Raw genomic sequence first — 25,033 nt, forward strand, 5'->3', positions numbered from 1 at the left:
TCGCTGCGCGATGTGCAAGCGAACACCCGCGCTGCGCGCGGGTGTTGCGCTCCCGCTCCGCGGGAGCGCTGATGGATCGCTGCGCGATCCACTCAATCAGACCGCTGCGCGGCCTGATTGATGCTCTGTTCGCTGCGCTCTCAGAGCGCAGCGGGGCCCGCTTTCGCTCTGTTGCAGTCCGAGGCCGGCGGGTCCGCTGCGCTCCCCCGCCTCGGGTCCTTCCGACTGCGCCTCCAGAGCCCACTGTTCAGGTCTGTTGACGCCGACTTGTGATTCCAAGGTCTGTACGCATCGCATCTCGCAGGGAAGTCAACCGTCCCCACAACTCGTCTACACGCCTGTCGATCTCGGTCAGGATGCTCTCCCTGTCTTGTCCACTCTGGCTCAGATTGCGTGTGAGGCGATGCACTTGCCTCAGAGAACCGTTTACAGATCCCAGTGCGTCCAGCACTTCGTCGGAAACGCTCATGTGGGCTTCTGCATGCTTCGCAACGTAAGCCGTCCAGGCTATATCCAGTGCGGCTTGAGTCTCGGGCTCGATCGTCCCTGTCTTCTCGAGCTCGACCTTGCATGTGACGAGCACGTCTCTTGCCGTACGGGCGGCAGCATTCAGGATCGCGTACGTCTTTCGGCGATCGTCAAGGAGCTGACTATCCCGGGCGTGATTACGGTCCTCCAGTCGATGCCGGTCTGCGCGCTCAAAATCCTGCCTCCGGATCCGCTCGGCACTCCGCTGCGCCATGAGCATGGACACCAGCGTGGTGAGACTTCCTAAGGCTGCGGCGGCCAGAGCGATCAGTGCTGACCCCATCCATTCTCCCTTCCTCTACGCATGGATGGAGGATTACCCGCAGGGCCTGTCCTGAACGCCTGCCGCGAGCGTCGGCGTACTGCATGGATCAAACTGATGCAGCATGTACGATTGGCGGAAACACGAGACACCCCGGTAAGGAGATGTACGTGTTGGTCTATGAGTATCTTCCGCGTGAATTCATCCGGCTAGGAGTGGTTTCGAAAGCGGCTGGACTCGACCACCGTGAGATGGCCGCACAGGTGCGTCTGGCTCAGGAACGTGCCGGGAGCGCGCGGCTGGCCCCTCGCGAGCCTCATACTCTGAGCGAGTTGCTCATCGCAGAGTTGCGGCGCCATCAGTGGGAGCGCATCGCACATCTCATGAAGAAGGAGGGGATGGCCGAGTACGTGCCCGCTCTCGATGTGCGTGGCGCCCGCTACGAACGGCAGCGGCTACAGCGACTTGTGACGGATGTGACGGAGGCCAAGCGGTCGGGGGCCTGCGTGGTGGAAATCGCGCGGCACCGGGTCTACCGGATCGATGCCCGGCCCGCTGCCAGCTCGGCTGCGCACGTGCCGGTCCTCACTCTCCACCTGATGAAGGCATCGCCTGACGGCGCGGCCGAGAAAGCCTGGGCGGTCCACGGACGAGACGGTGGCCTCTACCAGCGTGGCGGATACCGGATCACCTCAGTCGAACAAGCCCTTCTCGAACCCGGAGAACTCTTTTGATCCAGCTCCGAGAACATCAGGTGGCTCAGAAGTCGAGTTTCCGCAAATGGGTCGGATTTCCTGCAAGATCATCTGTGCCCTCTAGAGGCACGCGGGGCACGATCGTGTCCGCGACCGGCTCGGGTGTGAACAGGCAGGCCCATGGCAGCCGACCATCCCCACGATAGGCATCCGGCGGCAGCAACTTGGTCAACGCGCGACAGCCAAGATCACTACTGCGGTGCACTCTGAGCAGGAAGAGCTCTCCCATCCCTGCTGATGCCCACCCGATGTCACCGGCGCACCCATTCACAAGGATGTCCAGCCCTCGCTGCGACTGGCCGGATAACCCGCAGTTCCTGCTTCGCCACCGCCACGGCGCCCATCCCACCGGGAGGGCGCCGTCGTCGTTCCCGGCTGGGGCCGCCCCCGAGCCGGTAGCACCAGGTGAACCGGAGCGTTCCAGATTTCTGGAACAAGCCGCGGCTCGCCGATCCGTCGCTGCTGCCATCGAGTCGCTACAGCAGGAGGCCGCCGCTGCGCGAGCACGCCGGCCTGCTGTACGAGCAGCACCCTTGTCCCGCCCGGCCCATGCAAATGCTGCGCTGCACCCGGAACTGACCGGGCAGCAGACCACGAGGACGACCAGGACCACGAGCAGCAGCGACTACAGCAGAGTCCCGGCCAGGGCCCGGCGATCCCCCGTCAGGGCGTAGCGGCGGGCAGCGAGTCCGTTCTCCACCGTCTCCCCGATCTCGTCGCACAGGAGTGCCAGGACGTCGGCGGCCTCGGTGTCGGACAGGTACGCGGGGGCGACTTCGAGCATCAGCTCCCCGAGCTGGTGCGAGCACGCGGCCAGCTCGTCGACGACGGCGCGCAGCGCGGCGACGGCCGGGTCCGCCGGCGGATCGACGGGCGTCGGGGGCGGCGCGGCGCGGACGTCGCTCACGGCCTGGCGGACCACGGCGCGCACCGCAGCCTCATCGAGGGCCTGGAGGCCGCTGTGGGCGAGCGCGGCGAGTCGGCGGGTGAGATGATCTTCGCGACGGCGTCCGTAAGGCCGGAGACGGCGATCAGGGCCCGCTGGGACAAACCGTAGTCGAGCGCGGCGCGCGCGGGCGACATCGAGGAGCCGGTACGCCTGGGCGCGGCTGATGCCGAACTCCACAGCGTAGTAGAACTTCCAGCTGCCGTGCCCGAGCGGCATGCGGGGGTGTGCGCGCCGCGGACCCGGGCCGGCGAGGACCGTTACGGAGCGCCAGACGTCGTTCATCGCCTCTGCGAACAGGTACCTCTGCGGCAGTCCACGCAGAAGGCTTCAGCCGGACAATGGCATCCATCCGCTCACTTCATGACAGCAGAGAAGCCTGCACAGATCCGCGCTGCCAGGCAAGCAGAACTTCCTGACGCTGACGCCCACCCGCTGCCATCAGGCCGCCTGTTCGCAGGCACCCCACCAGAACCGTAAAGGATAGGTAAAGGAAGTCAGGAGGGCGGAAGATCTGTGACGGAGTAGCGACATTGTGTTATGAGTGATGCGTCTTCCTGAGCATGTGCGGCGGCGGCGACTCCGTCTCATCTTGTTTGTCTCGTCTGCCGGTTTCTCGCTCCTGTTGGCCTGGTGGCTGTTCGAACACAGCAAACCAAGCCAACTTGATCTGGTAGGCGTTGTGAGCATGTTCGCCGGGCTGGGATCGCTCGTGGCGGCCCTCGCTCAGTTCCTTCCCCCGCCACCGCCTCCGCCGGAGGCGGCCGAGGCCGCCGATCAGCTGGCGGTCACGGTGCGGGAGCAGTGGTCGGAGGAGGTCGAGGCGCGGCAGTTGCGGGATCCGGCGGTGATCCCGTTGTCCTGGGCCGGTACCGGGCGTCCGGTGAGCGTGCCGCCCGAGTCGGTCGTGGGACCTCATGCCGGGCGCGTCAGGCGGCTCTCCCTGGACGGTCGGCTGGAGGGGAGCTTCGACCACGCCGCGTCGCAGCTGGCGGCGGGCTTCCGACAGGTGCCCAGCGGCCGGCTGGTGGTCCTGGGAGAGCCTGGGGCCGGCAAGACGGTCCTGGCCATCATGCTCACCCTCGGTCTGCTGACCGACCGTACCCCGGGCGCGCCTGTGCCGGTCCTGCTGTCCGCCTCCGGCTGGGATCCGGTCCTTGAATCACTGGACGACTTCATCGTCGGCAGCCTGGCGACCTCCTATTACGGCGGACACCCTCAGATCCCGCGTCATCTGCTGGAGCGGCGGAAGCTGCTGCCGGTCCTCGACGGACTCGACGAAATGCCCGAGGTGGCCCGCCGCAACGCCGTACGCGGCCTCAACGAAGCATGTGGCGACGGGCGCGGCGTCGTGGTGACCTGCCGGTCGGTGGAGTATCAGGACGTGATCGAGGGCGGCTCCCCCCTGCTGCGCAGGGCGCCGGTTGTTGAGGTCGCCCCGGTGTCCGTGCCCGACATCATCGCCTACCTGACCGACGTCAACTGGCCCCAGGGCGTGGATTGGGAACCCGTCTACGCCCACATGCGCCGGCACCCCGACAGCCCGGCGGCCACCGCGCTCTCCACTCCGCTGGCCCTCTCCCTGGCACGCGGCGTCTACCGCAACTGCGACCGCAATCCCCGCGAGCTCCTCGGCTTCGAAAGCCGGCACGCCATCGAGGACCACCTCGTCGACCACACCATCCGCGCTGCCTACGCGCCCGCGCCCGGCACCCTGCCCCAGCAGGCGGACAGCGCATGGGAGGAGAACGCTCAGAAGGCCGAGAAGTACCTGACGTTCCTCGCCACCTACCTCCACCAGCACCGCGAACGCGATCTCGCCTGGTGGCTCATGAGCCCGCGCCTCTTCTCCCGCTGGAGCGGACTCCTCACCGGCATCGCGACCGGCCTGGCCGCCATGCTGCTCACACCGTTGGGCAACAAAGGTGTCAACGCGCACTGGGCCGTGGGGGACTATGTCGCGGTGGGTGTGATTGTTGGGGTGCTGACCATGCTCACCTGGTACGCGGCACCGGACCAACGGCCGGGCCGCATCTCGGTTGCCCTGCGCGGATCACTTCACCGACTCCGCGGCGGATTCCGCACCGGATTCGCACTGGTATCCCTCCTGGCAGCAACAGGACTCGGTATCGCAGCAGTAGTCATCTATCTCGATCATTTCAACGAAAGCTGGCCTCCGAAGACACAGCTGGAATACTACAAAGCCATTGCGTACTGCGCAGGCGCCTCCATCGCCCTCGGCCTGGCCTTCGCCAGCCACAACTGGCTCAACACCTCACCCGAACGCTCCACCCGCACCAACCCCAGCGAGCTGATCCGTCAGGACCGAAATTCAACCCTGACAGCAGCCGCTCTGCCCGGCGCAGTACTGGCGGCTATCATGCTTGCGCGGCCGATCCTCGACACGATAGCCGAATATATAGCATTTTTGGCATTTCGCGCAGTATCGGGCTCGCCCTCGACGGTCGACACACTGACGCTACAGAACATTTCCGAGCATTACAGCAATCCCCGGCCGGTAATCGGCATGGCCATTCTGGTCGGTAGCATCTTTGCGATCCTGATGCTCTTCCCGCGAGCTTGGACACGCTTCGCCCTGCTCCGCCTCACCCTCGCGATCAAGGGCCAGCTCCCCTGGAGCTTCGTCCATTTTCTGGATGACGCACGGAACCGACAACTCCTGCGCCAATCCGGCGGCCTGTACCAATTCCGCCACATCCGACTCCAGGAACGCCTCGCGAGCCAGTCCCTGGCACAGACCCGCACACCCACGCCACATCCCCGCACGTTCCAGCGACGCCGCCTCCAGATCGCCGCCATCGCAATCACCCTCGTCGCAGCCACCATCCTGGTCAACCAACCAGAGAATACCTTTCGCATCGCCATAGCCACGGGCAAAATCAAAGCGATGGCATTCGGGCCAGAAGACACCCTTGTCACGGTCAGCAGTGACGGCGTCGTGCGACAGTGGAACACCAAGACGGGAAAACAGCTGGACGCCAAGAAAGAGGAGGTGCGCTCCGGAGTTTACTTTCTGGGAGAGCGTGATGATGGCGTAACGCTCATCATAGCTAAATGGAATGACGATCCGCGTGGAAGTCTGGCACGGAAAATCGTGAAAGTGGTGAACGTCATTAGAAGTGATTATTCAGTAATGTATGACAACCCCATGGCAGAGATTGGGTCTTTCAGATTGGAGAATCCTGGATATTCTCTGGCTGCGGATGGTAAAGCTCGAGCGGCTCTACGCGGCCTAGGGCACAACGAAGGCGAGAAGTCGGCCTTCTCCGTCTCAGATTCAACCATGGGCGCATATGACGACAAAACCAAACCAACGACCACGCAGGCGGGAGTTGGAGCGGTCGGCGTACGCGATAGTGAACGATATGTTAATGAATGCAATTATTTTGCTACATATGGCGACCCTTTCGCTGCGAATGAGACGCAACGGACGGGGCGAGGACTCAGGCTCCCCGAAAATCCGCCGACTGTTATCGTCGTAGACGCCGGTCAGTGTAAGGAAATCTACGCGATCACGGTGGGCTCCGATATTCAAGACATTGCACTGAAAGCGGATGGAACGGAAATAGCGATAGCCACCGAACTCGAAACTCGCCTATACACCCTTCCCTAGAAATGAGCAGTTCTCATTATCACGCTGATGCGTCGTGTAGGAGGACCGGGGCTGCGCGGCTATCACCGGTATCCGCGACCTGGACCAGGTCCTGAAGATGCAGTTCCTGTCTCGCTTGGTAAACCGCGGCTTCAGGAAGCCGTGGGGACCCTCGCCGCCCTCGGCATCACATGGCTGGCATAGCTGCTGCGCCCTGTAATAGCTCCGCTTGGCTGCGGATTCCTTTTCGGAGGTTCTCGGCTCGGCCGGGGCCCCGTGCCACCTGCCGCTTGAGCAGCGGACTGAGGGTGCCGGTCCCTTCTTTGCACTGTGCGGCGATCTGACGACCCCCGCGACACTCTCTCGGACCAGTCCGGAGGCCCCGAGCTGGCCGCCACCGCTGAACCTGTCACCGCGGCTTCCTGTCGAGCACCTCCAGGTCCACTGGTGGGAATGGAAGTGTGTCCTGCCGGATAGACACGAAACCAGTGTGGCCGCACCCCACCGGTAGGCCACCACATGGCCGGTGGCCTGGGCGGGTAGCGCACCTGACGACAGGTGATGCACTGTGCAGCGTGCGAGCAGGCACCTCTGCGACAGCCCACGCAGAAGGCTTTAAGCAGACAACGGCGACCATCCGGTCACCTCATGACAGCAGAGAAGTCCGCACAGATCCGCGCTGCCAGGCAAGCAGTACTTCCTGACGCTGACGCCCACCCGCTGCCATCAGACCGCCTGCTCACACCGCCGGGGTGACTACCGGTGGATACGGGCGGTGGCTACGATCGGAAGCGGCCTGACCCCGGCAGTTGCGATGCCGGGGTCAGGCCGTTGTCACGGGTGGCTACCCGAGCCAGACGATGTTCAGGACCGTCAGGCTGTTCCGGGGCCGGTTGATCCAGTAGGTGACGGAGAGCTGGCCGACGACCGCGTAGCGGACGTCCTCGCCTTCGTCGTCGTCGGTGTCGAACTGCCGGAAGCCGAACGGATCGGCGGCGGCTGTGAACAGGCAGGCCCATGGCAGCCGACCATCCCCACGATAGGCATCCGGCGGCAGCAACTTGGTCAACGCGCGACAGCCAAGATCACTACTGCGGTGCACTCTGAGCAGGAAGAGCTCTCCCATCCCTGCTGATGCCCACCCGATGTCACCGGCGCACCCATTCACACCTATTTATGGCCGCCGACAGAGTACGAGGCCAGGAAAGTCATATCCGGTATTCCCTTCCTGGAAAATTACGCCGAATCTTTTTTAGCAAATAAAATTCTAGGAAATAATTCTCTGCAAGATCATTTCATCCTGGTCGACGGCTCCCGCTGGCGCCCGGTGCTCAGCTGCAGAGAGGATGTTTCCCCGAGCCCCCGGGGGTGCCGATGCGGTCCCCGACCGCCCTCTGGGCGCATCGGCTGCAGAGGGTTTCCACGTCGTTGAAAGCCCAGCCGAATTGCAGGCACCCGCCACGGGGCCCGCGCTCTACGACTGGCGGAGCGGGGGCGGTGGCTGTCATGCCGCAGCTGCTGTGCCAGCCGGTCCGAAGACGTCGTCGAAGCGGTGCGCTTGCTCTGTGCGTACGAGGTGGAAGGCGCCGCTGTGGTGGCGTAAAGCGTGGGCGGTGTAGTAGACAACTTCGGCCGGGGTGAGGACCTTCAGGTCGCCGAAGACGTAGTACAGCGGGGTCGGGGCGTGGGCCGCGGTGAAGAAGAGACCGGCGGTCACGGTGTCGGCGCTGACGGCGTAGCGGTCGGTGTCGGTGCTGGGCATACGGTCTTTGGCGTCGATGGTGATCAGGTCGGCGCCGCGGGCGGCGATGAGGTCGGGGAAGTGCCGCAGGGCGGAGCGGGTCCGGCGCAGGGCTTCCTGTACGGCGGGCGGGTAGGTGCCCTGTCCGCAGGGCTGGACGGTCCAGCCGCAGGCGCGCAGCGCGGCTGCCACCCGACGTTCGTGCATGTCGCCTATCGCCTGGCGGTCCTGCCACTGCGTCACCCTGGTTCCCCCTCGGGTAAGTTCTGTCATCCGCACGCGTGATACGAAGGATTCATAGTTCGTCCTACCCCTCTGGGCGCTATGATGCTCCTCATGGCGGCATACGTTGACCCACGCTTTCGTCCTACGCTCTGGCCCGGGACGCCCGTGCCGACACCGGAGTTGATGCCTCTTCGCGGGGCGCGGGCCGACGGCGAGTGGATCGTCTGGACCCCGCAGCTCCATTCCCGCTCGCGCACGGTCCCCGTGCCGGAGGACTTCTACCTGCGCGAGTTCATGGAGGTCGACCCCGGGGACCTCCATGCCGTGGCCGCCTTGATGCGCACTTACGGACACCTCGGCGGGAGCATCGACACCGGGAGCTGGCACGAAGACGAGCACGACCGGCTCAAGGAACTCACCGAGCGCGAACACCCCCGCGCGCCGTTCGCCCTTCACGGCGAACTGGCCACGCTCTACGTGACGCAGGCCAAGACGGCCATCACCACCTGGCTGGCCCTGCGCCGCGAGGGCGGACTCGACGCGCTCATCGAGCCGGAAGTCTCCGAGGAACAGCTGGCGCAGTGGCAGGCCCAGAACACGCATCGGGACGAGGTGTGGCCACGCGACCTGGACCATATGCGCGAGCTCGTCCTGGGAATGAGGATCAGCGACCTGGTGGATGAGCTGAACGCCGCGTTGAAGCGGTTCAGCATCGGCATCGGCGGCCTGGGCGACCGCTACCCCACCATCCTCGCCGTGGCGTTCCTCCAGCTGTACAACCATCTCGCCGAGGACGCCACGATCCGCGAGTGCGCCAACGAGACCTGCCGCCGCAACTTCGTACGCCAGCGTGGCCGCGCCGCATACGGACAGAACCGCACCAGCGGCATCAAGTACTGCAGCCGCGAATGCGCCCGCGCTCAAGCCCAGCGCGAGCACCGTCGGCGCCGCAAACAGCAGACCCCGCCCCTGCAGCAGCCGGCGGCCGGGAAACCGACGCCGCAGGACGGACCAGAACCCGTCGGCCAGGCGGGAGCTGAGTGATGATCAGCCTGCGAGAACACCAGGTGGAAGCGAACGCGCGCATCCGCGCATGGGCGGGATTTCCCACGAGGTCACCTGTACCGGCGCACGGGTTGCGCGGGACCGTCGTCTCTGCGACCGGCTCCGGGAAGACGATCACCGCCGCGTGGGCCGCACGGGAGTGCTTCCGCGGCGGGCGGATCCTCGTCATGGTCCCCACCCTCGACCTGCTCGTGCAGACCGCCCAGGCGTGGCGGAGGGTCGGCCACCATGGGCCGATGGTCGCGGTGTGCTCGCTGGAGAAGGACGAGGTCCTGGAGCAGCACGGCGTGCGGACTACCACCCACCCGATCCAGCTCGCCCTGTGGGCGGGGCACGGGCCGGTGGTCGTGTTCGCCACGTACGCCTCACTCGTGGACCGCGAGGACCCCGAGGATGTCACCGGCCGGACGAAGGTGCGCGGGCCGCTGGAGACTGCTCTGGCCGGTGGGCAGCGGCTGTATGGGCAGACAATGGCCCAGTTCGACCTCGCCGTCATTGACGAAGCCCACTCAACCACCGGTGATCTCGGTCGGCCTTGGGCGGCGGTCCACGACAACATCCGGATCCCCGCGGACTTCCGGCTCTACCTGACCGCGACCCCGCGCATCCTCGCCTCCCCCCGCCCGCAGAAGGGCGCGGACGGCCGGGAGCTGGAGATCGCGACGATGGCCAGCGACCCGGACGGGCCGTACGGTGAATGGCTGTTCGAGCTCGGGCTGTCGGAGGCGATCGAGCGGGGCATCCTCGCCGGGTTCGAGATCGACGTGCTGGAGATCCGCGACCCCTCCTCCGTGGCCGGGCTGTCGGAGGAGGCGCTGCGTGGGCGGCGCCTGGCGCTGCTGCAGACCGCGCTCCTGGAGCACGCTGCCCGGCACAACCTGCGCACCGTCATGACGTTCCACCAGCGGGTGGAGGAAGCCGCCGCGTTCGCGGAGAAGATGCCGCAGACGGCCGCCCGGCTGTATGCGACCGAGACCTCCGAGAAGGCCCTGGCCGTCGCGGACGCCCTGCCGAAGTCGTCCATCGGCGCGGAGTTCTACGAGCTGGAGGCCGGCCGCCACGTACCCCCGGACAGGGTGTGGTCGGCGTGGCTGTGCGGTGACCACCTCGTCGCCGAACGCCGGGAGGTCCTGCGCCAGTTCGCCGACGGCCTCGACGCCGGCAACAAGCGCGTGCACCGGGCGTTCCTGGCCAGCGCGCGGGTCCTGGGCGAGGGCGTCGACATCACCGGTGCGCGCGGCGTGGAGGCCATCTGCTTCGCCGACACCCGCGGCTCCCAGGTCGAGATCGTCCAGAACATCGGCCGTGCCCTGCGCCCCAACCCCGACGGCACGGCCAAGACCGCCAGGATCATCGTGCCCGTCTTCCTTATGCCCGGCGAAGACCCCACCGACATGGTCGCCTCCGCCTCGTTCCGCCCCCTCACAGCCGTCCTGCAGGGCCTGCGCTCCCACTCGGAATGCCTCGTCGAACAGCTCGCCTCCCAGGCCCTGACCAGGCAGCCGCGGACGAAGACGCACCACCTCGTCCGCGACGAGGACGGGCGCATCGTCGGTGCCAGCGGCGAAAGTGACGGTGACGGGGAGCTGGACGGTGCGCAGGGCGCGGTGGGGTCCGTGCTGCTGAACTTCTCGAGTCCCCGCGACCCGGCGATGATCGCGGCGTTCCTGCGCACGCGGGTGTATCGGCCCGAATCGCTGGTGTGGCTGGAGGGCTACCAGGCCCTGCTGCGCTGGCGGAAAGAGAACCACATCACCGGCCTGTACGCCGTCCCCTACGACACCGAGACCAAAGCCGGGGCTACGAAGGCGTTTCCGCTCGGCAGGTGGGTGCACCAGCAGCGGCGCACCTACCGCGCCGGTGAACTCGACGGCCACCGCCAGGAACTCCTCGACGAAGCTGGCATGGTGTGGGAACCCGGCGAGGAAGCCTGGGAGACCAAACTCGCCGTCCTGCGCTCCTACCGGCGCGCCCACGGCCACCTCGCCCCCAGACGCGACGCCGTCTGGGGCGACGCCGACAGCGAACTGATCCCGGTCGGGGAGCACATGGCCAACCTCCGCCGGAAAGACGGCCTCGGCAAGTCCCCGCATCGCGCCGCAACGCGGGCCGCGCAGCTGGCCGCGATCGACCCCGACTGGAACTGCTCCTGGCCACTGGACTGGCAACGCCACTACCGCGTCCTGGCCGAACTCGCCGCCGACGAACCAAGCTGCCACCTGCCCGACATCGCCCCCGGCGTCCTCTACGAGGGCGACGACGTCGGCAAATGGCTTCAGCGGCAACGCCGCAGCTGGGCGGAGCTCTCCGAGGGACAGCAGCAGCGGCTGACAGCTCTGGGCGTGCAACCCGCCGAACCACCCGCCCCAGCCTCGGCGGCCAAGGGCGCCGGGAAGGCAGCAGCCTTCCAACGCGGCCTGGCAGCCCTCACCCAGTACATCCAGCGGGAAGGCAGAACCGTCGTTGGAAGGGCGCACATCGAGCAGTTGCCGGACGGTTCGGCGATCAGGCTGGGTGTGTTTCTGAGTAACCAGAAGGCCAGGCGTGACCGGCTGGAGGCGGAGCAACGAGCAGCCCTCGCTCAGCTGGGCTACACCTGGGCCGAAGGGCAGCCCGAGCGCGGCTGACAGCACGTCTGCGGGGTCAGGAACGCCTGGCAGAACCGGGATCTGGTTCTGGTACGCATTTGCCGTTGGCTTGTTATGCCCATTACCGGATGAGCCGATAAGGCGTTTGGCTCTATGTGCGGAGCGCGGAATGGGATGCGGCAGGGGCCGGGCCGGCCGATGTCGGGGCTGTAGACGTACGGTTCCTGGCTGCGGGCGGGGCGACGGAGTGTTCGCCGTGGCCGGCGGCTGCCGACGTGGCCTTCGAGCGGTGTCCGCCTCTGAGGCCGTTTCCAGTCCGCAAGGGCAAGCGCATGGCGCCGGGATGGTGGTGGTCGGCGACCACCGGGGGGCTCGTGCACTACGGGTCTGGGGCGATGCGTCTGCATCTGATGCTCCTCGACCGCGATCCACGCGTCCAAGGCCTGGCCAGTCAGCCGCTGGAACTGCGGTGGCGTGCGCCGGAGGGCGGGCGGACGCATGTCCCGCAGGTGATGCTCCGGCTCACCGACGGCCAGGGGGTCTTGGCGGACTGCACTGCCGCAGGGGAGCTTTCCGGGCGGCAGCGGTCCCTCGCGGCGGTGGTCGGTGAGGTGTGTGCGGGGGTGGGCTGGCGGTACTGGGTGCTGGGGCCGGTCGATCCGGTCTACCGGGCCAACGTGACCTGGCTGGCCGGATATCGGCATCCGCGGTACCGCGCAGGACAGCAACTGGCAGCGGCGTTGCGGGAGTCGTTCGCAAGCCGTACGCCGCTGTGGGAGGGCGTGCGCCAGACCGGGGATCCGATGGTGGTCCTTCCCGCGCTGTTCCATGCTCTGTGGGCGGGGCAGCTGTCCGCCGATCTGGGCGCTCCGATGCATGAGCGGATGCCGGTGTGGGCGCCGGCGGCGTGATGGGAGCACGGGGCCGGGGGTCCGGCGGGCCGGTGGTGGAGGTGGGGGCCCGGGTGCGGTTCGAGGGGCGGGCCTGGACGGTAGCGGCCCTCACCGGCGGGCAGGTGCGGCTGATCGCCGAGAACGGGGAGATGGCGGCACTGCTGCTGTCGCTGTTGTTCGCCGACGAGGGGTTCGAGGTCGTGGCCGCGCCGGCCGTCTGCCGGGTACCGCCGCTGGGCCTGCTGGAGTCGCTGCCCGCACCGGTGCGGGAGCGGGCGCTTGCCTGGGAGCGGCACGTGCGGGAGGTGGAGACCGGGCACCCCGGCGGATCCGGTGCGGCCAGCCCCGCGCGGGCTGCGTACGACCCGCAGGTGCGGACGCTGGCGCAGCGGGACGAGGCGAAGGCGGCGGAGCTGTCGGCAGCGGGGATGGCGACCAGCGCGGTGACGGTGCGGCGGATGCGGGCCCGCTACCGCGACGGCGGGGTGTGGGCACTGGTGGATCAGCGGGCCGTTCGGCCCCGGTCGGCACTGGGGCGGGCGGATGAGCGGGTGGTGGCCGCCCTGCTCGAGGTGCTGGAGGCCGGGCAGGAACGCTCCAGTGGGACGCTGGGGCGGCTGCGCGTGTACACCGAGCGGCTGCTGGCCGAGCGGCACGGCCCCGGGGTGGTGCCGCTGCCGTCGACGGCGACGTTCAACCGGCTCGTTCACGCCCTGGCCGACGGGCGAGGGCTGCTGGGCAGTGCGCGCCAGCGCCGCTGGCGCTCGGCGCGCCCGGCTCCCCCGTTCGTCCCGACGACGGTGATGGCGCCGGGTGAGCTGGTGATGATGGACAGCACCGTGCTGGATGTCTTCGTGGTGCTCGACGAGGGGGTGGTGGAGCGGCCCGAGCTGACGATCGCGCTGGATGTGGCGACCCGCAGTATCTGCGCGGCCGTGCTGCGGCCGAAGGGGACCCGCAGTGTGGACGCGGCGCAGTTGCTGGCGCAGATGATGATGCCGGCGCCGATGCGGCCCGCGTGGCCCGAGGTGCTGGCGATGGAATGCTCGGTGATCCCGTACGAGCGGCTGCTGAGCGTGGACGACCGGCTGAAAGGTGCCGCGGCGCGGCCGATGATCACCCCGCGGACCGTCGTGGTCGATCAGGGCAAGGTGTTCGTCTCGTCCTCGTTCGTCGCTGCCTGCGGGTCGCTGGGCATTTCCCTGCAGCCGGCGCCGCCGGGCAACGGGCCGGCCAAAGGGCATGTGGAGCGCACGTTCTCCTCGATCAACACGCTGTTCGCCCAGCACGTGGCCGGCTACACGGGTTCCCACACCGGCGAGCGCGGCCGGGATACCGAAGGCGAGGCGGTATGGACGCTGGCCCAGCTGGACGACCTGCTGCAGGAGTGGATCATCTGCGGGTGGCAGGAGCGCGAGCACGACGGGCTGCGGCACCCGATGATGCCCCGCCGCGCTCTGTCGCCGAACGAGATGTGGGCGGCACTGGTCGCCGTGTGCGGGTACGTCCCGGTACCGCTGGGGCGCGAGGACTACATCGAGCTGATGCCCGTCAAACGGCAGAAGATCAACGACTACGGCATCCGCATCGACTACCGCACCTACGACCACAAGGTCCTCAACCCTTACCGAGGCGAGTCCTCGCCCGCGGCGGACGGGCTGTGGGAGATCCACTGCAACCCGCACGCCCCTGGCCAGGTCTGGGTGCGTCTGCCGGATGCCGGCCTGCCGCAGGGATACCGCTGGGAGGCGGTGCCCTGGATCCACCGCACCCTGGTCACCGCCCCGTTCACCGACTTCACCTGGCAGCACGTCAGGCGCACCGTCGCCCAGCGCGGCAGCCGCGTGAGCCACGAACACGACCTGGCCCTCGCGCTGCGCGAGCTGTTGGAACGCGCCGCCGCCGGACACGGCACCCGCCGGGAGAAGGTCGTCGCCGCCCGGGCCCGCGCCGGTGCCGGTGCCGGTGCCGCCGCGAACGAGGACGGCGCAGTATGGGGGATCCTGTACGGCCAGCAGCCGCCGGCCGGGGTGCTGGAGCCTGATAGTGAGAACCTCTTCGCCGATGACGGCGAAGACGAGGACGCTTGCGCCGGCGACGGTGGCGTGGGCATCGGGCCGGCTGACGGCGCGCTGCTGAGCGGCCATTCGGCCGGTCTGCCGCAGGAAGCCGATACGCCTGCGCCTGTGCCTCCCCGGGTCACGGTCTACGACCCCGTCGAGGAGTCCCTGCGATGGTGAGCCTGTCCCCGAACGACACCGCCGGGTTCGCCCCGCTGGCCCCTCCGACCGTATGGCAGGGCTGGGACGCCTTCGTTCACCGGGCACCGGCCCCCGCCCGGGATGCCGCCGACCCGGTCTGGTCGCAGACGGAGCGCGAGGACTACCACTCCGAACTCGCCGTCATGCGTACCCCGGCCATGGACAGTGTCTTCACCGCCGTACGCCGGCTGCTGCTGGTCAACCGCCGCCAGCAGGCCGGCGCCCGCCGCGGTCTGATCATCTCCGGCCCGGCCACCATGGGTAAGACCACCACGATGATGGCGCTCGGGCGGTCCTTCCAGCTGGCCGACGCCCGCCAACACCCAGGACAGGCCGCGCGCAGGCCTGTGCTGTTCATCAGCGTGCCGCCGGCCGCCACCCCGAAGATGCTCGTCAGCGAGTTCGCCCGGTTCCTCAACATGCCCATCACCGACCGCCTCAACCAGACCCAGATCACCGGCGCCGTGTGCGACCTGCTTGGCGAGCTGGGCACCCAGCTGGTCCTCGTCGACGACGTCCACCTCCTGGACACCCAGCGGCGCGCCGGCGCGGAAACCTCCGACCAGCTCAAGTACCTCGGCGAGCGGATCCCGGCCACCTTCGTGTACTCCGCGATCGACATCGAGACCTCCTCACTGCTCAGCGGAGTGCGCGGGGCCCAGATCGCCGGCCGGTTCAAGCTCTTCAGGCACCGGCCGCTGGCGTACGCGACCGAGCAGGACCGGGCCGTCTGGAACGACCTCGTGCAGGCCATGGAGAACCTGCTGCGGCTGCGCGCACACCGGACCGGAACCCTGGTCAAGCACGCCGCCTACCTCCACGCCCGCACCGCGGGCCGGATCGGCAGCCTCTCCCACCTCATCCGTGAAGCCGCCCTGATCGCGATCACGGAAGGCACCGAGCGGATCACCAAACAGCTGCTCGCCGAGGTCGAACTCGACGCGGCCGCCGAAGCCCGGGGCAGGCCGTCCCGGCCCGCACGGCGCACGTAGGGCATCCGCAATGGCGCACCGGTCCAGCACACCCGCACCCGCACGCCTGCCCCGGAACAGACGAGCGGAGCGCGAACGGGCGGCATCCGGCGGGATCGTATCCGCCATGAGCGGCGGCGCGGCAGGACGCATCGCCGCGTTGAACGGGGAGCTGACGCTGTCGTTCCTGACCAGGATCGCCGCCCGGTACCACCTCGGGATCCGTGACGTGCTCGCCGCCGTCACCGAGGCCGGCGGCCTGCAGAACCTCACCGGGATGCTGTACCCGGACAGCGAGATCCACCTCAACGCCCAGGCACGCGACCGGGTCGCCGCACTCTGCCATGTTCCGCAGCACGTGCTCGAGCAGGCGCTGCCCGCATGGACGCGGGAAGAGCCGAGCGGAAAGTACGGGACGGGCCCGGTCGGGCGGCTGCTGCGCGGTGAGGAGGTCGTCGCCGCATGGGGGCCGGCCTGCCCCGCATGCACCGCCGCCCGTACCGGACGAGAGGCGCCCGCCCGCCGGTACCTCGCACCCGAGCAGCGCGTCTGCGCACGCCACCGCTACTGGCTCCTGTACCTGCCCCACACAGGCGGGCTGGCCGTCCCCCTCGGCCGGTGCCCGGAAGTGATCGAAGCCCAACGGCAGCATGCCAGGCTGCTGCACCGCTCCCCCATCGGGGCGCAGGCCTTCGAGGTCGCTCGTGCCGTCACCAACTCCTGGTGGGAGCAGCCCTGGCCCCGTCAGGAACGCGCCTGGCCGGCGCGACTCGATGCCACACGCCCGGACGGCGCCGATCCCGGCTGGTGGAAGGTGGCCGCACGCGACCTGATCAGCTATCCCGAGGCCGTCACCGTCGCACGGGTCCTGGCCAACCCCCGGTGGCAGCAGCACACTCTCGCCCAGACCCGCGTCCATCTGCCCTACCGCCTCGGCGAGATAACCGCGCTGCTGGCCGAACTCGCCGACCGGCTCGGGCGGCCCTGGCTCGCCCACCGCCTCGCGGACGTCACCCACGGGCCGCTGTTCGCCTGGGCCCACTCCTGCGTGCTCATCCACGCCGACCCGACACCCGCGGCGCAGCAGAAGCTATGGAAGGTGCATTCATCGCACCGGCCCCGCCCCCTCAGCGATCTCCTGCCCCCACCGGAATCACGCACCGACAGCGGCCAGCCAGAACCACGGCCGGTGAAACGGCTGCGCGGCCACAGTCTCCAGGCCGAACGTGCCTTCGAGAGGAGCCTTGCGCACGCCCGTGCCTACCACCAGCAGTTCGGGCACCTGGCCGTCCCCAAGGAAGACTCCTTCGGCGATTACCCGCTGGGCGCATGGCTGTCCAACCTGCGCACTCGCCACACCCGCGTGCCCGCCCACCAAGCCGCCGCCCTCAACGCGCTCTACCCGTGGTGGAACGCGCCCTGGAGCACGCTGTGGCAGCGCACCTGGCACCAAGCCCGCGATCACATGGAAGCCAACGGACCGCTCGAGCCCGCCCGCGGGTTCCCCACCACCAGCTACAGCCTTGGTGAATGGCTGTATCTGCAGTGCACCCGCTACCCCAGCCTCCACCCCGAACAACAACGCCTCCTCACCCACATCGGCATCGACCCTGCGGCGGCGGCCGCCGCCCACCCCCGACGGCGCAGCTACGCAGAACGCTTCCAGGTAGGCCTGGCGCATGCCCGCACATTCGCCGACGTCCACGGCAACCTCGCCGTCGTCGCCCACGCGGCGATGCACGACAGCTACCCACTGGGTCAGTGGCTGGGCAACCAGCGCAGGGGCCGTCGCTCTGATCGCCGACCCCTGCCCGCCGACCGGGCTCAGGCCCTCGCGGACATCGATCCCTGGTGGAACCCACCCTGGGGCCTGTCATGGCAGCGCCACTACTACCGGGCTCGTGACGCCGCAGTCGGCAATCTCCTCCAGGCCGAGAACGGCTTCAGTGACCTCGCCGACTCTGGTGCCGCTGACTGGCTGTGGCGCCAGAGCGCTACGTACGACGAGCTCAGTGAGGAGCAGCGGCAGCTCCTCACCGACATCGGCATCACTGCCGAAGTGGCACGCAGCGCCCGGGAACACGCACGGACGGCACCACCGAGACCGGCTGCCGCCCCGGCTCCCCAGACAGACAAGCCCAGCCCGGCCGGAAAGGATGCGGATCCTGCCGCTCCCACCCATCGACACCGCACACGGCGTGCCGCCGAACCCAAGCGTCCCCGCGAGCCCCGCAGCCGCCTCGGGCACCGCCCCGACCTGCGGCCGGGCTTCGAAACAGCCCTGGCACACGCCCGCGCCTACGCAGCCGAACACGGCCACCTCGCAGCCCCCCGCGACACCCGGCACGACGGCTACCCCCTGGGCATGTGGCTGTTCAGCCAGCGCAACCGCGCCAAACAACGCGCGCGCGACGGCCTGCCCCCCTCTCCCCACCTGACCGAGCTGGCCGCAATCGACCCATGGTGGAATCCGCCCTGGAACAGCGAGTGGCAGCGCAACTACTACCGCGCCCGCGACCACACCGAAGCCGGCGAACCCTTCGACCCCGCCGCCCGCGTCCCTGCACCGAGCACCGTCCTGGGCAGCTGGATCGCCCGTGCGTGCCTCCAGTACGACCAGCTCCACCCAGACCAGCAGCACCTGCTGAACGCGATCGGCATCACCGCTCAGACAGCCGACCAGTGGCCGCCCAGCCCCCGGCCCCGGCCCCACGCCGAAGCCCTCACGCATGCCCGTACCTGGGCTGGCGAACACGGCCACCTCTGCCCGCCGATCAAGACCGTCCAGGACGGCTTCCCCCTCGGCGAATGGCTCAACCGGCAGCGCGAGCTCGCGAAGAAACGCAGCAGCCCCTCCCCCACCCAGCGGGCCCTCGCCGTGATCGACCCCTGGTGGAACCCGCCCTGGCCCATCCTGTGGCAACGCACCTACCACCAAGCACAGGCCGATCCCCGCCACCCAGCAGCCCGCCACTGGGTCCAAAGCCAGCGCCGCGGCTGGCTGCTCCTGCACCCCGGCCAGCAGCACCTCCTCACCACAGCCGGACTCGTCAACGTCTGAACTCCCCCTCCGGTCAGCACCGGCACCTTCCGACTCAGGTCAATCGACCCTCAACCAGCCCGGGTCGGCGAGAACTTCGGACGTAATCTGCCCGAAGAGGTCTCAGACGGCGGCGTGATGACCGATACTGGTGGGCAGGCCTGGCGTGCCCGCACGAGGTGGCACGAGGCCAACGAGCAAAGAAAGGCGGAACGGAAAAGGTAAATGAACCGGCTTAGGGGCTTTATTAGCAGCCTTTTTGTTAGCTGCGCTACATAGCTGGAGCCTGCCCAAAAAGCCGAAAAAACCTCTTCCGCAGAAACCGCCACACGAAACATCTAAAGCACCCCACGAGACCGAAGAACCGGTCTTTCAGGGGGCTGATAGGCCTGCCGTAAAACACCACCGGCCCGCCCGACGGCGGCGCCGGTCCTCGGCATGCCCTCACGCCACGGCGCACCTGTGCCGCCTCTCCCCGTCCCAGCCGTCCACGCACGGCTCGTTCAGGCATGAGGCGGCCCAGCCGTCACGTGCTGGAAGGGCATCCACGCGATGAACTCCTCCTCCCTCACCCCCATCACCGGCTTCCTCGCCGGACTCCCCGCCATCCTCGCCGGCGCCCTGGGCGGCGCACCCTGGTGGGCCGTCGGAGTGATTGTCATCGCGGCATACCTCGCCGTCCCCCTCACCAGCCTCATCCTCGAACACTCACGACAACGAAAAGGAACCCTCGTCGACGAGAAATTCGCCGCCACCCTCGACCAGATAACCGACCCCGAAAAAAGAATCCAAGCCATCATCAGCTACCGGCAAGCAACAGCCCTCGCCGCCACTCCACAGCCACCGCCCGAACCACCACCAGGAGCCCTACCACCCGCCGGCCCGGGCGGCGCGGGCCAGACACCAGCATCCGCGTAGACAAGAACGCCGGGGTCTTCTCCAAGCGCACCGCACGGGTCCGGATGGAGACGAGGTCGTCGCGCCAGCACGTTCGGGTGATGCACAGGGCTCGAAGTGATGCGCCAGACGCTGGTGTCGTCCGCCTCGGCGAGCGCCGCGCCGTCCAGCACGGTCCTGCCCACGACGTAGCGTGTTTGCGTCCGGTAGTCCACGGCCTGTGGATCCGGGGCGGGGTACTCCCTCCAGGCGGACAAGGCCTGAGGATGTTCATACGCCAGCAACGCGCAACGGCACATTGCAACCAACCGTGGCAAAGAGGGCCGAGGGAACGTTGACGAACTAGGTCCCCTTTTCGGCCCTTCGCTCTAGGATCATGAACCCGCACGGTGGGGGCCGTGCGGTACGAGGTCCGGGAGGCAGCATGTGGTCGGACAACGAGACGGAACTGGACCTACTTGGGTTCGACTTTCTTGTGGACGAGATGGTCGTTGCTCTTACCCAACCACGGCTGCTTCCGCTAACGCTGGGTGTCATCGGCGGCTGGGGATCCGGCAAGAGCAGCTTGTTGAAGATCGTCTCGGCGGAACTGTCGTCCCTTCCAGCCGACGAGGCCGGTCACTTCGTCGTGGTCCCGTTCAGCCCATGGCAGTACGAGGGCTACGAGGACATCAAGGCTGCACTGATGGAAGCTGTTCTGACGCGCCTACAGCAAGAGGCCGAAGTCGGCAGCGCTGAGGCTGAGCAGGCTGGCCGTCTCAAGCGGATGGCTAGGAGCTTGAGACGGCCGGTGCAAATGTTGGTCGGCACAGCGCTGCCTGCTGGTGCGGCGATGGCCGCCGGTGCGCTCGACCCCAGCCTGGCAGACATGGCCTCCACCATCGCTCAGGGCGCAGTCGGCGGAATGAACCCGGGCCAAGAGCCCGACGTGGAGAGTGGCGATGAGGATTCCGCTCCTGCCGACCCAGGGGCGTTCCGGCAGCAGTTCGCCGGTCTTGTGGGCTCCCTGGATCAGGTCCGCGCCGTGATCGTGATGATCGATGACTTGGACCGGTGCCTGCCCCACACTGTCGTGGACACCTTCGAGGCAATCCGGCTCTTCCTGAACGTCGACAAGAGCGCGTTTGTGATCGCCGCCCACTCCGAGGTCGTGCAGGCTGCCATCGATCGGCGCTACCCAGGGCTCGGCCGACCGGGCACTTCTGGGCTGGGCGCGGAGTACTTGGAGAAGATGCTCCAGGTCAAGATCAGCATTCCGGTACTGTCCGCGCCGGAGGCCGAAACTTACATGCACCTGCTGCTGGCCCAACTGCACCTTGCGCCGGAGCAGTTCACGGTGGTGACTGCAGCAGTCGCCCAGCGGAGGCGCGAGAGTGCGCTGGGAGTCGCCTTGAATGCGGGCATGGCATCGGCCAGCCTGGGGGCAGACATGCCGGCGCAGCTGTACAAAGACATGACGTGGGCCGCAGCCATCGCCCCCGTGCTCGGCGGCGCCCTGCGGGGCAATCCGCGGCAGATCAAGCGGTTCATGAACACCCTGACACTGCGCCTGGCGAGCGCCGAGCGCCGCGGCACGTCACTGGACGCTGCAGTCCTGGCCAAGCTCATGGTGTTGGAAGAGCAGTACTTGGCTGACTTCCAGAGGCTCTTCGACTGGCAGGTCCAGGCGCTGGGATCGGGTGGAGACGGCCAGCTCTTGGCCGCCGAACAATATGTACGCGACCCCGTGCCGACCGCGCAGGCAGGAGCGGACGTTCCCCCCGGGAAGCCAGCTTCCTCCACAGACCACCGTGCCCGACAGCGCTCCTCTGCCCGCCGACCATCGCGCCGGGAGGACGCCACCACGAGCGAACTGAGCGAGGAAGTGCATGCTTGGGCAGAAAAGCCGCACATCGGCGCCTGGCTTCGGATGGATCCCGCGCTGGCCGGGATGGACCTCGGCCCGTACTTTACGTTCGCGCGGGCCAAATTGACGCTGGCTGCCAGCACCGCACTTCTGCCCGAACACATCCAGGAACTGCTTGGACGACTCCAGTCCGACGTGGCCGGCCAGCGCCGGGCAGCGGTGGGACGGGTGCAGGAGACCGTGGCTGCGGAGGATCTACCGACGCTCGTGGACCACCTGATGCAGGTGGTCCAGCGCGATCCGGCAGGTTCGGCCACGGATGGCGTGGCAGAGTTGTGCGAGCGGATTCCTGCAATTGCACGGGACGTGTGCGAGCGGCTAAAGATCATTCCCCTGGAGATCCTGCGTCCGAAAATCACCACCCTGGTGCGCCGACTGCCCGTCACCGACCCCGCCGTGGCAGCGCTGCTGGACAGTTGGGAGGCCACCGGCACCCCGGCGGGCGGCATCGTGCACCAGGCGCGCCAGCGGCGGCAAGGGAGGCGCTGAGTGGGTACCTCCACCGATCGCACCAGCGGCTCCGGCGGGGCGTGGACGCCCCTCAAACACGCGGCAACCGCCTACACCCGCGATGTCAGCCGTGGCTCCGCGCCGCGCAGCCGGGCCGCGGCCGTCCTTGCCCGCCACGTCCCGGTCCTCGGCGGATCCGCAGCCGCCTTCGCGGGCGCGGCGGCCGGGCGCAGCACAGCACAACGGCTGGGCGGCCTGCTGTCCGGGGTGGCCTCCGACGGGCTGGGCGAGGCGCTGCGCCAGGCATCACTGGGCAATCTGGTGGGCCGGGACCGGTTCGAAGTAGTTGACGAACTGGTGACGCAGTTGGCCGGGGCCGGAGGGGACCTGGACGGGCAGGCGGCTCGGGACGCGGTCTGCGATGTGCTGGAGGAGCTTTTCGGGGAGGCTGACTCCTGGGAGGAACTGGAACACCAGGCCGCCAGCCGGAACGATGTGGAACGGCTACTCGAACTGTTCTTGACGCACTACATCTACAACCGGGTACCAGTGGTGGCCGAACGGCTTGGCACCATCGCCGCCCCGGAAGCAGCACGCCGCGCGGACCGGCAGATGCGCCAGATCATCGAGGACTGCGTGGCCATCGAGCTGCCGATGGACCCGTTGAGCGTGGATTGGTCGGGCCCGGGCGGCCGTGCCCTCGTCGAGAGCGCTGTGGAACTGGCTTACCAGGCGTTGGAGGAACTGGCATGACGCAGTTCACGGTGCGCACCGAGGACTTCGATGATCCGGCACCGCCGGACGGGGTACTGCTGGACCTCATGCCTGGCTCGCCCAAGGCCACGATGCAGGCCGGCCTCGGGCTGTTCAGGTCCTTTCAGCCCACCCGTCCGGCAGCCGATCTGATGGTCATGGCGTTCGGCGCATACGTCACCGACAGAGTGAGCGAGCGAAGCCGTACCGAGGACGCATGGACGCGCGATCTAACCCTCAGCTTCCCGGCACAAAACGCCGACGCCTGGCCGGTTGAGGCATCGCAGGAGATGCTGCGGTTCCTGACCGGCGACCGGTGGACTCTGCATCCGCGTTCCCAGCAGTCTCCACCCTTGCGGCGCGCATCGGACGACGTCCAGGGTCAGGTCGCTGCAGAGGGTGTATGTCTGTTCTCAGGCGGCCTGGACTCCCTGTGCGGGGTGATCGACCTGCTGGAAGGGAATCCCGAGCAGCGCCTGTACCTCCTGTCGCACTACGAGGGCGGCCAGACACCACGAGCGCAGACCCGTCTATTCCGGCAACTGCGCGCCCACTACGGGCCGCGCGTGGTCTCCCTGCGTCTTTTCCTGCGGCCCGCGCCTGCCCAGCCACTCCAGGCCAGAGCACTACCCCACGCCCGTGAAACCACCACCCGATCACGGTCGTTGATGTTTTTGTCCACCGCCCTGGCGATCGCTTCCTCGATCAGTCCACACGTTCCCGTCTATCTGCCCGAGAACGGCTACATCGGCGTCAACGTGCCCCTCACCCGTGCCCGGGCCGGGAGCCTCAGCACCCGCACCACCCATCCGCACTACCTCGCGCTGCTCGAGCAGGCCAAGGAAGCGATCGGCGTTCCCAACCCCCTGATCAATCCCTACCGCCTGAAAACCAAAGGCGAGATGCTCACCAGCAGCCGGAACCAGCCCCTTCTGCGCGAACTCTCCCCGGAAAGCATTTCCTGCTCCCACCCCGAGGCCGCCCGCTACGCCGAACGCGCACAGGGCAACTGCGGATACTGCTTCCCCTGTCTGATCCGACGGGCATCAATGGCCAAAGCCGGCTGGGATCGGGCCGAGCACTACGCATGGGACGCACTGACCGATCCTGAACTCCTGGATCCGGCCTCCGGCCGCAGCGCCGACCTGCGTGCTGTTCTGGCCGGCACCGGCCCCGGCCGACCTTCCAGCGACATCCTGCGCAACGGTCCACTGCCCCGCGGCGAACGCACCGCGTACATCGACGTCTGGCGGCGCGGAACCGCCGAGGTCCGCACCTGGCTCACCGCCGGCGCCCGAGGGCAGCTCGCACAACTACTGGAACACCACACGTGAACGCCCTGCTCGACAGCCACTGCCACCTGACCGGCTACCAAGATCCGGTCGCCGTCCTGCGCCAGGCCGCCGACGCCTCGGTCGACGTCGTCGCCGTCTCCGAAGACCCGGGAGAATACCGACTGCTGCGCGCCCGGCTCGGCAGACGCCCTGGCGTGCACCCCGCACTGGGCATGCACCCTCTACGAGCCCACAGCTTCACTCCCGCCGATCTTGCCCGATTCCTGCGCATGCTGCCCGAAGCGGAGTGGATCGGCGAGATCGGGCTCGACTATTCCCCCGCCGGGCGCAGCACCCGCCGCGCGCAACTGCGAATCTTCGAGGCCATCCTCTCCGATCCCCGAACCGGGGCCCTGCCAATGACCGTGCACAGTCGCGGCGCCGAGAAGGACACCCTCTCTCGACTCGCGCAGACCGGCGCCGCCGCTGCGATCTTGCACTGGTACACGGGCCCTTTAACCCTGGTAGACGACGCCCTAGCCGCAGGACTGTGGTTCTCCGTCAACCCCGCCATGACCACCTCAGTAAAAGGCCGCGCCCTACTCGACGCCCTCCCGCCCGACCGAATCCTCCTCGAGACCGACGGGCCCTTCGCCCGCTATGGAAAACGCCCGGCCCGACCAGCAGACCTCGCCGACGTCATTGTTCACCTCGCCACTCGCTGGGCACTCACGCCCGAACACGCCACGCAACAACTCCAGAGCAACCAACAACGACTTCTCAGCAGCACATAGCCATGCTTCTGCCTGGCAGCCACCACCGACAGTTCCGTTCTCGCAGCAGCACGTACCAGCAATCACTGAAC

17 protein-coding genes are annotated in these 25,033 nt (G+C 67.9%); 13 read left to right on the forward strand and 4 right to left on the reverse strand.

Features of this window, described 5'->3' with window-relative positions; genetic code table 11:
- Window positions 1-247: 247 nt before the first annotated feature.
- The gene (locus GA0115242_RS40440; protein WP_141721870.1) at window positions 248-811 is read right to left on the reverse strand and encodes a hypothetical protein; all 564 of its coding nucleotides are present in this window, start codon (window positions 809-811) and stop codon (window positions 248-250) included.
- A 149-nt stretch (window positions 812-960) separates the two neighbouring features.
- On the opposite strand from GA0115242_RS40440, the gene GA0115242_RS35020 reads away from it, so the two are divergent.
- The gene (locus tag GA0115242_RS35020; RefSeq protein ID WP_141721872.1) at window positions 961-1,524 is read left to right on the forward strand and encodes a hypothetical protein; all 564 of its coding nucleotides are present in this window, start codon (window positions 961-963) and stop codon (window positions 1,522-1,524) included.
- Between the two features lie 646 nt (window positions 1,525-2,170).
- Here GA0115242_RS35020 and GA0115242_RS35025 read toward each other — a convergent pair.
- Window positions 2,171-2,710 carry a hypothetical protein gene (locus tag GA0115242_RS35025; protein ID WP_141721873.1) on the reverse strand — a complete coding sequence of 180 codons (540 nt, stop codon included), beginning with the start codon at window positions 2,708-2,710 and terminating at the stop codon, window positions 2,171-2,173.
- A 325-nt stretch (window positions 2,711-3,035) separates the two neighbouring features.
- Between GA0115242_RS35025 and GA0115242_RS35030 the strand changes: the two genes are divergently transcribed.
- Window positions 3,036-6,125, forward strand: a complete 3,090-nt coding sequence (locus tag GA0115242_RS35030; protein WP_141721875.1) for a hypothetical protein — start codon at window positions 3,036-3,038, stop codon at window positions 6,123-6,125.
- Window positions 6,126-6,948: 823 nt separating this feature from the next.
- On the opposite strand, the gene GA0115242_RS35035 is transcribed toward GA0115242_RS35030, so the two are convergent.
- On the reverse strand, window positions 6,949-7,173 hold the full coding sequence (locus tag GA0115242_RS35035; RefSeq protein ID WP_093835692.1) for a hypothetical protein: 225 nt from the start codon (window positions 7,171-7,173) through the stop codon (window positions 6,949-6,951).
- A 435-nt stretch (window positions 7,174-7,608) separates the two neighbouring features.
- Window positions 7,609-8,088 carry a hypothetical protein gene (locus tag GA0115242_RS35040; RefSeq protein WP_256089829.1) on the reverse strand — a complete coding sequence of 160 codons (480 nt, stop codon included), beginning with the start codon at window positions 8,086-8,088 and terminating at the stop codon, window positions 7,609-7,611.
- Window positions 8,089-8,334: 246 nt separating this feature from the next.
- Here GA0115242_RS35040 and GA0115242_RS35045 point away from each other — a divergent pair, with 246 nt between their 5' ends.
- The 11 genes from GA0115242_RS35045 to GA0115242_RS35095 all read left to right on the forward strand — a co-directional run bounded on the left by GA0115242_RS35045 (window position 8,335) and on the right by GA0115242_RS35095 (window position 24,962).
- Window positions 8,335-9,114: a CGNR zinc finger domain-containing protein gene (locus GA0115242_RS35045; RefSeq protein WP_256089830.1), complete on the forward strand. Its 780-nt coding sequence runs from the start codon at window positions 8,335-8,337 to the stop codon at window positions 9,112-9,114.
- Window positions 9,114-11,762, forward strand: a complete 2,649-nt coding sequence (locus GA0115242_RS35050; protein WP_093835694.1) for a DEAD/DEAH box helicase — start codon at window positions 9,114-9,116, stop codon at window positions 11,760-11,762. The genes GA0115242_RS35045 and GA0115242_RS35050 overlap by 1 nt, the downstream gene beginning before the upstream one ends.
- A gap of 236 nt (window positions 11,763-11,998) precedes the next feature.
- On the forward strand, window positions 11,999-12,634 hold the full coding sequence (locus GA0115242_RS35055) for a TnsA-like heteromeric transposase endonuclease subunit (RefSeq protein ID WP_370672343.1): 636 nt from the start codon (window positions 11,999-12,001) through the stop codon (window positions 12,632-12,634).
- Window positions 12,635-12,687: 53 nt separating this feature from the next.
- Complete coding sequence (locus tag GA0115242_RS35060; protein WP_093835712.1) at window positions 12,688-14,856, forward strand: DDE-type integrase/transposase/recombinase; 2,169 nt, start codon at window positions 12,688-12,690, stop codon at window positions 14,854-14,856.
- On the forward strand, window positions 14,850-15,869 hold the full coding sequence (locus GA0115242_RS35065; protein ID WP_093835695.1) for an ATP-binding protein: 1,020 nt from the start codon (window positions 14,850-14,852) through the stop codon (window positions 15,867-15,869). Before GA0115242_RS35060 ends, GA0115242_RS35065 begins: the two co-directional genes overlap by 7 nt.
- Window positions 15,870-15,975: 106 nt before the next feature.
- Window positions 15,976-18,909: a helicase associated domain-containing protein gene (locus GA0115242_RS35070; RefSeq protein WP_093835696.1), complete on the forward strand. Its 2,934-nt coding sequence runs from the start codon at window positions 15,976-15,978 to the stop codon at window positions 18,907-18,909.
- Between the two features lie 531 nt (window positions 18,910-19,440).
- Window positions 19,441-19,806, forward strand: a complete 366-nt coding sequence (locus GA0115242_RS35075) for a hypothetical protein (protein WP_093835697.1) — start codon at window positions 19,441-19,443, stop codon at window positions 19,804-19,806.
- Between the two features lie 403 nt (window positions 19,807-20,209).
- Window positions 20,210-22,180: a KAP family P-loop NTPase fold protein gene (locus GA0115242_RS35080; RefSeq protein ID WP_093835698.1), complete on the forward strand. Its 1,971-nt coding sequence runs from the start codon at window positions 20,210-20,212 to the stop codon at window positions 22,178-22,180.
- Window positions 22,181-22,894 (forward strand): hypothetical protein, encoded by a 714-nt coding sequence (locus GA0115242_RS35085; RefSeq protein WP_093835699.1) that lies wholly within the window; start codon window positions 22,181-22,183, stop codon window positions 22,892-22,894.
- Window positions 22,891-24,228 carry a Qat anti-phage system QueC-like protein QatC gene (gene qatC / locus GA0115242_RS35090; protein ID WP_003963857.1) on the forward strand — a complete coding sequence of 446 codons (1,338 nt, stop codon included), beginning with the start codon at window positions 22,891-22,893 and terminating at the stop codon, window positions 24,226-24,228. Before GA0115242_RS35085 ends, qatC begins: the two co-directional genes overlap by 4 nt.
- On the forward strand, window positions 24,225-24,962 hold the full coding sequence (locus tag GA0115242_RS35095) for a TatD family hydrolase (protein WP_093835700.1): 738 nt from the start codon (window positions 24,225-24,227) through the stop codon (window positions 24,960-24,962). The genes qatC and GA0115242_RS35095 overlap by 4 nt, the downstream gene beginning before the upstream one ends.
- The last annotated feature ends 71 nt before the right edge of the window (window positions 24,963-25,033 follow it).

It is taken from the genome of Streptomyces sp. SolWspMP-5a-2 (assembly GCF_900091845.1).
GTDB lineage: Bacteria > Actinomycetota > Actinomycetes > Streptomycetales > Streptomycetaceae > Streptomyces > Streptomyces doudnae.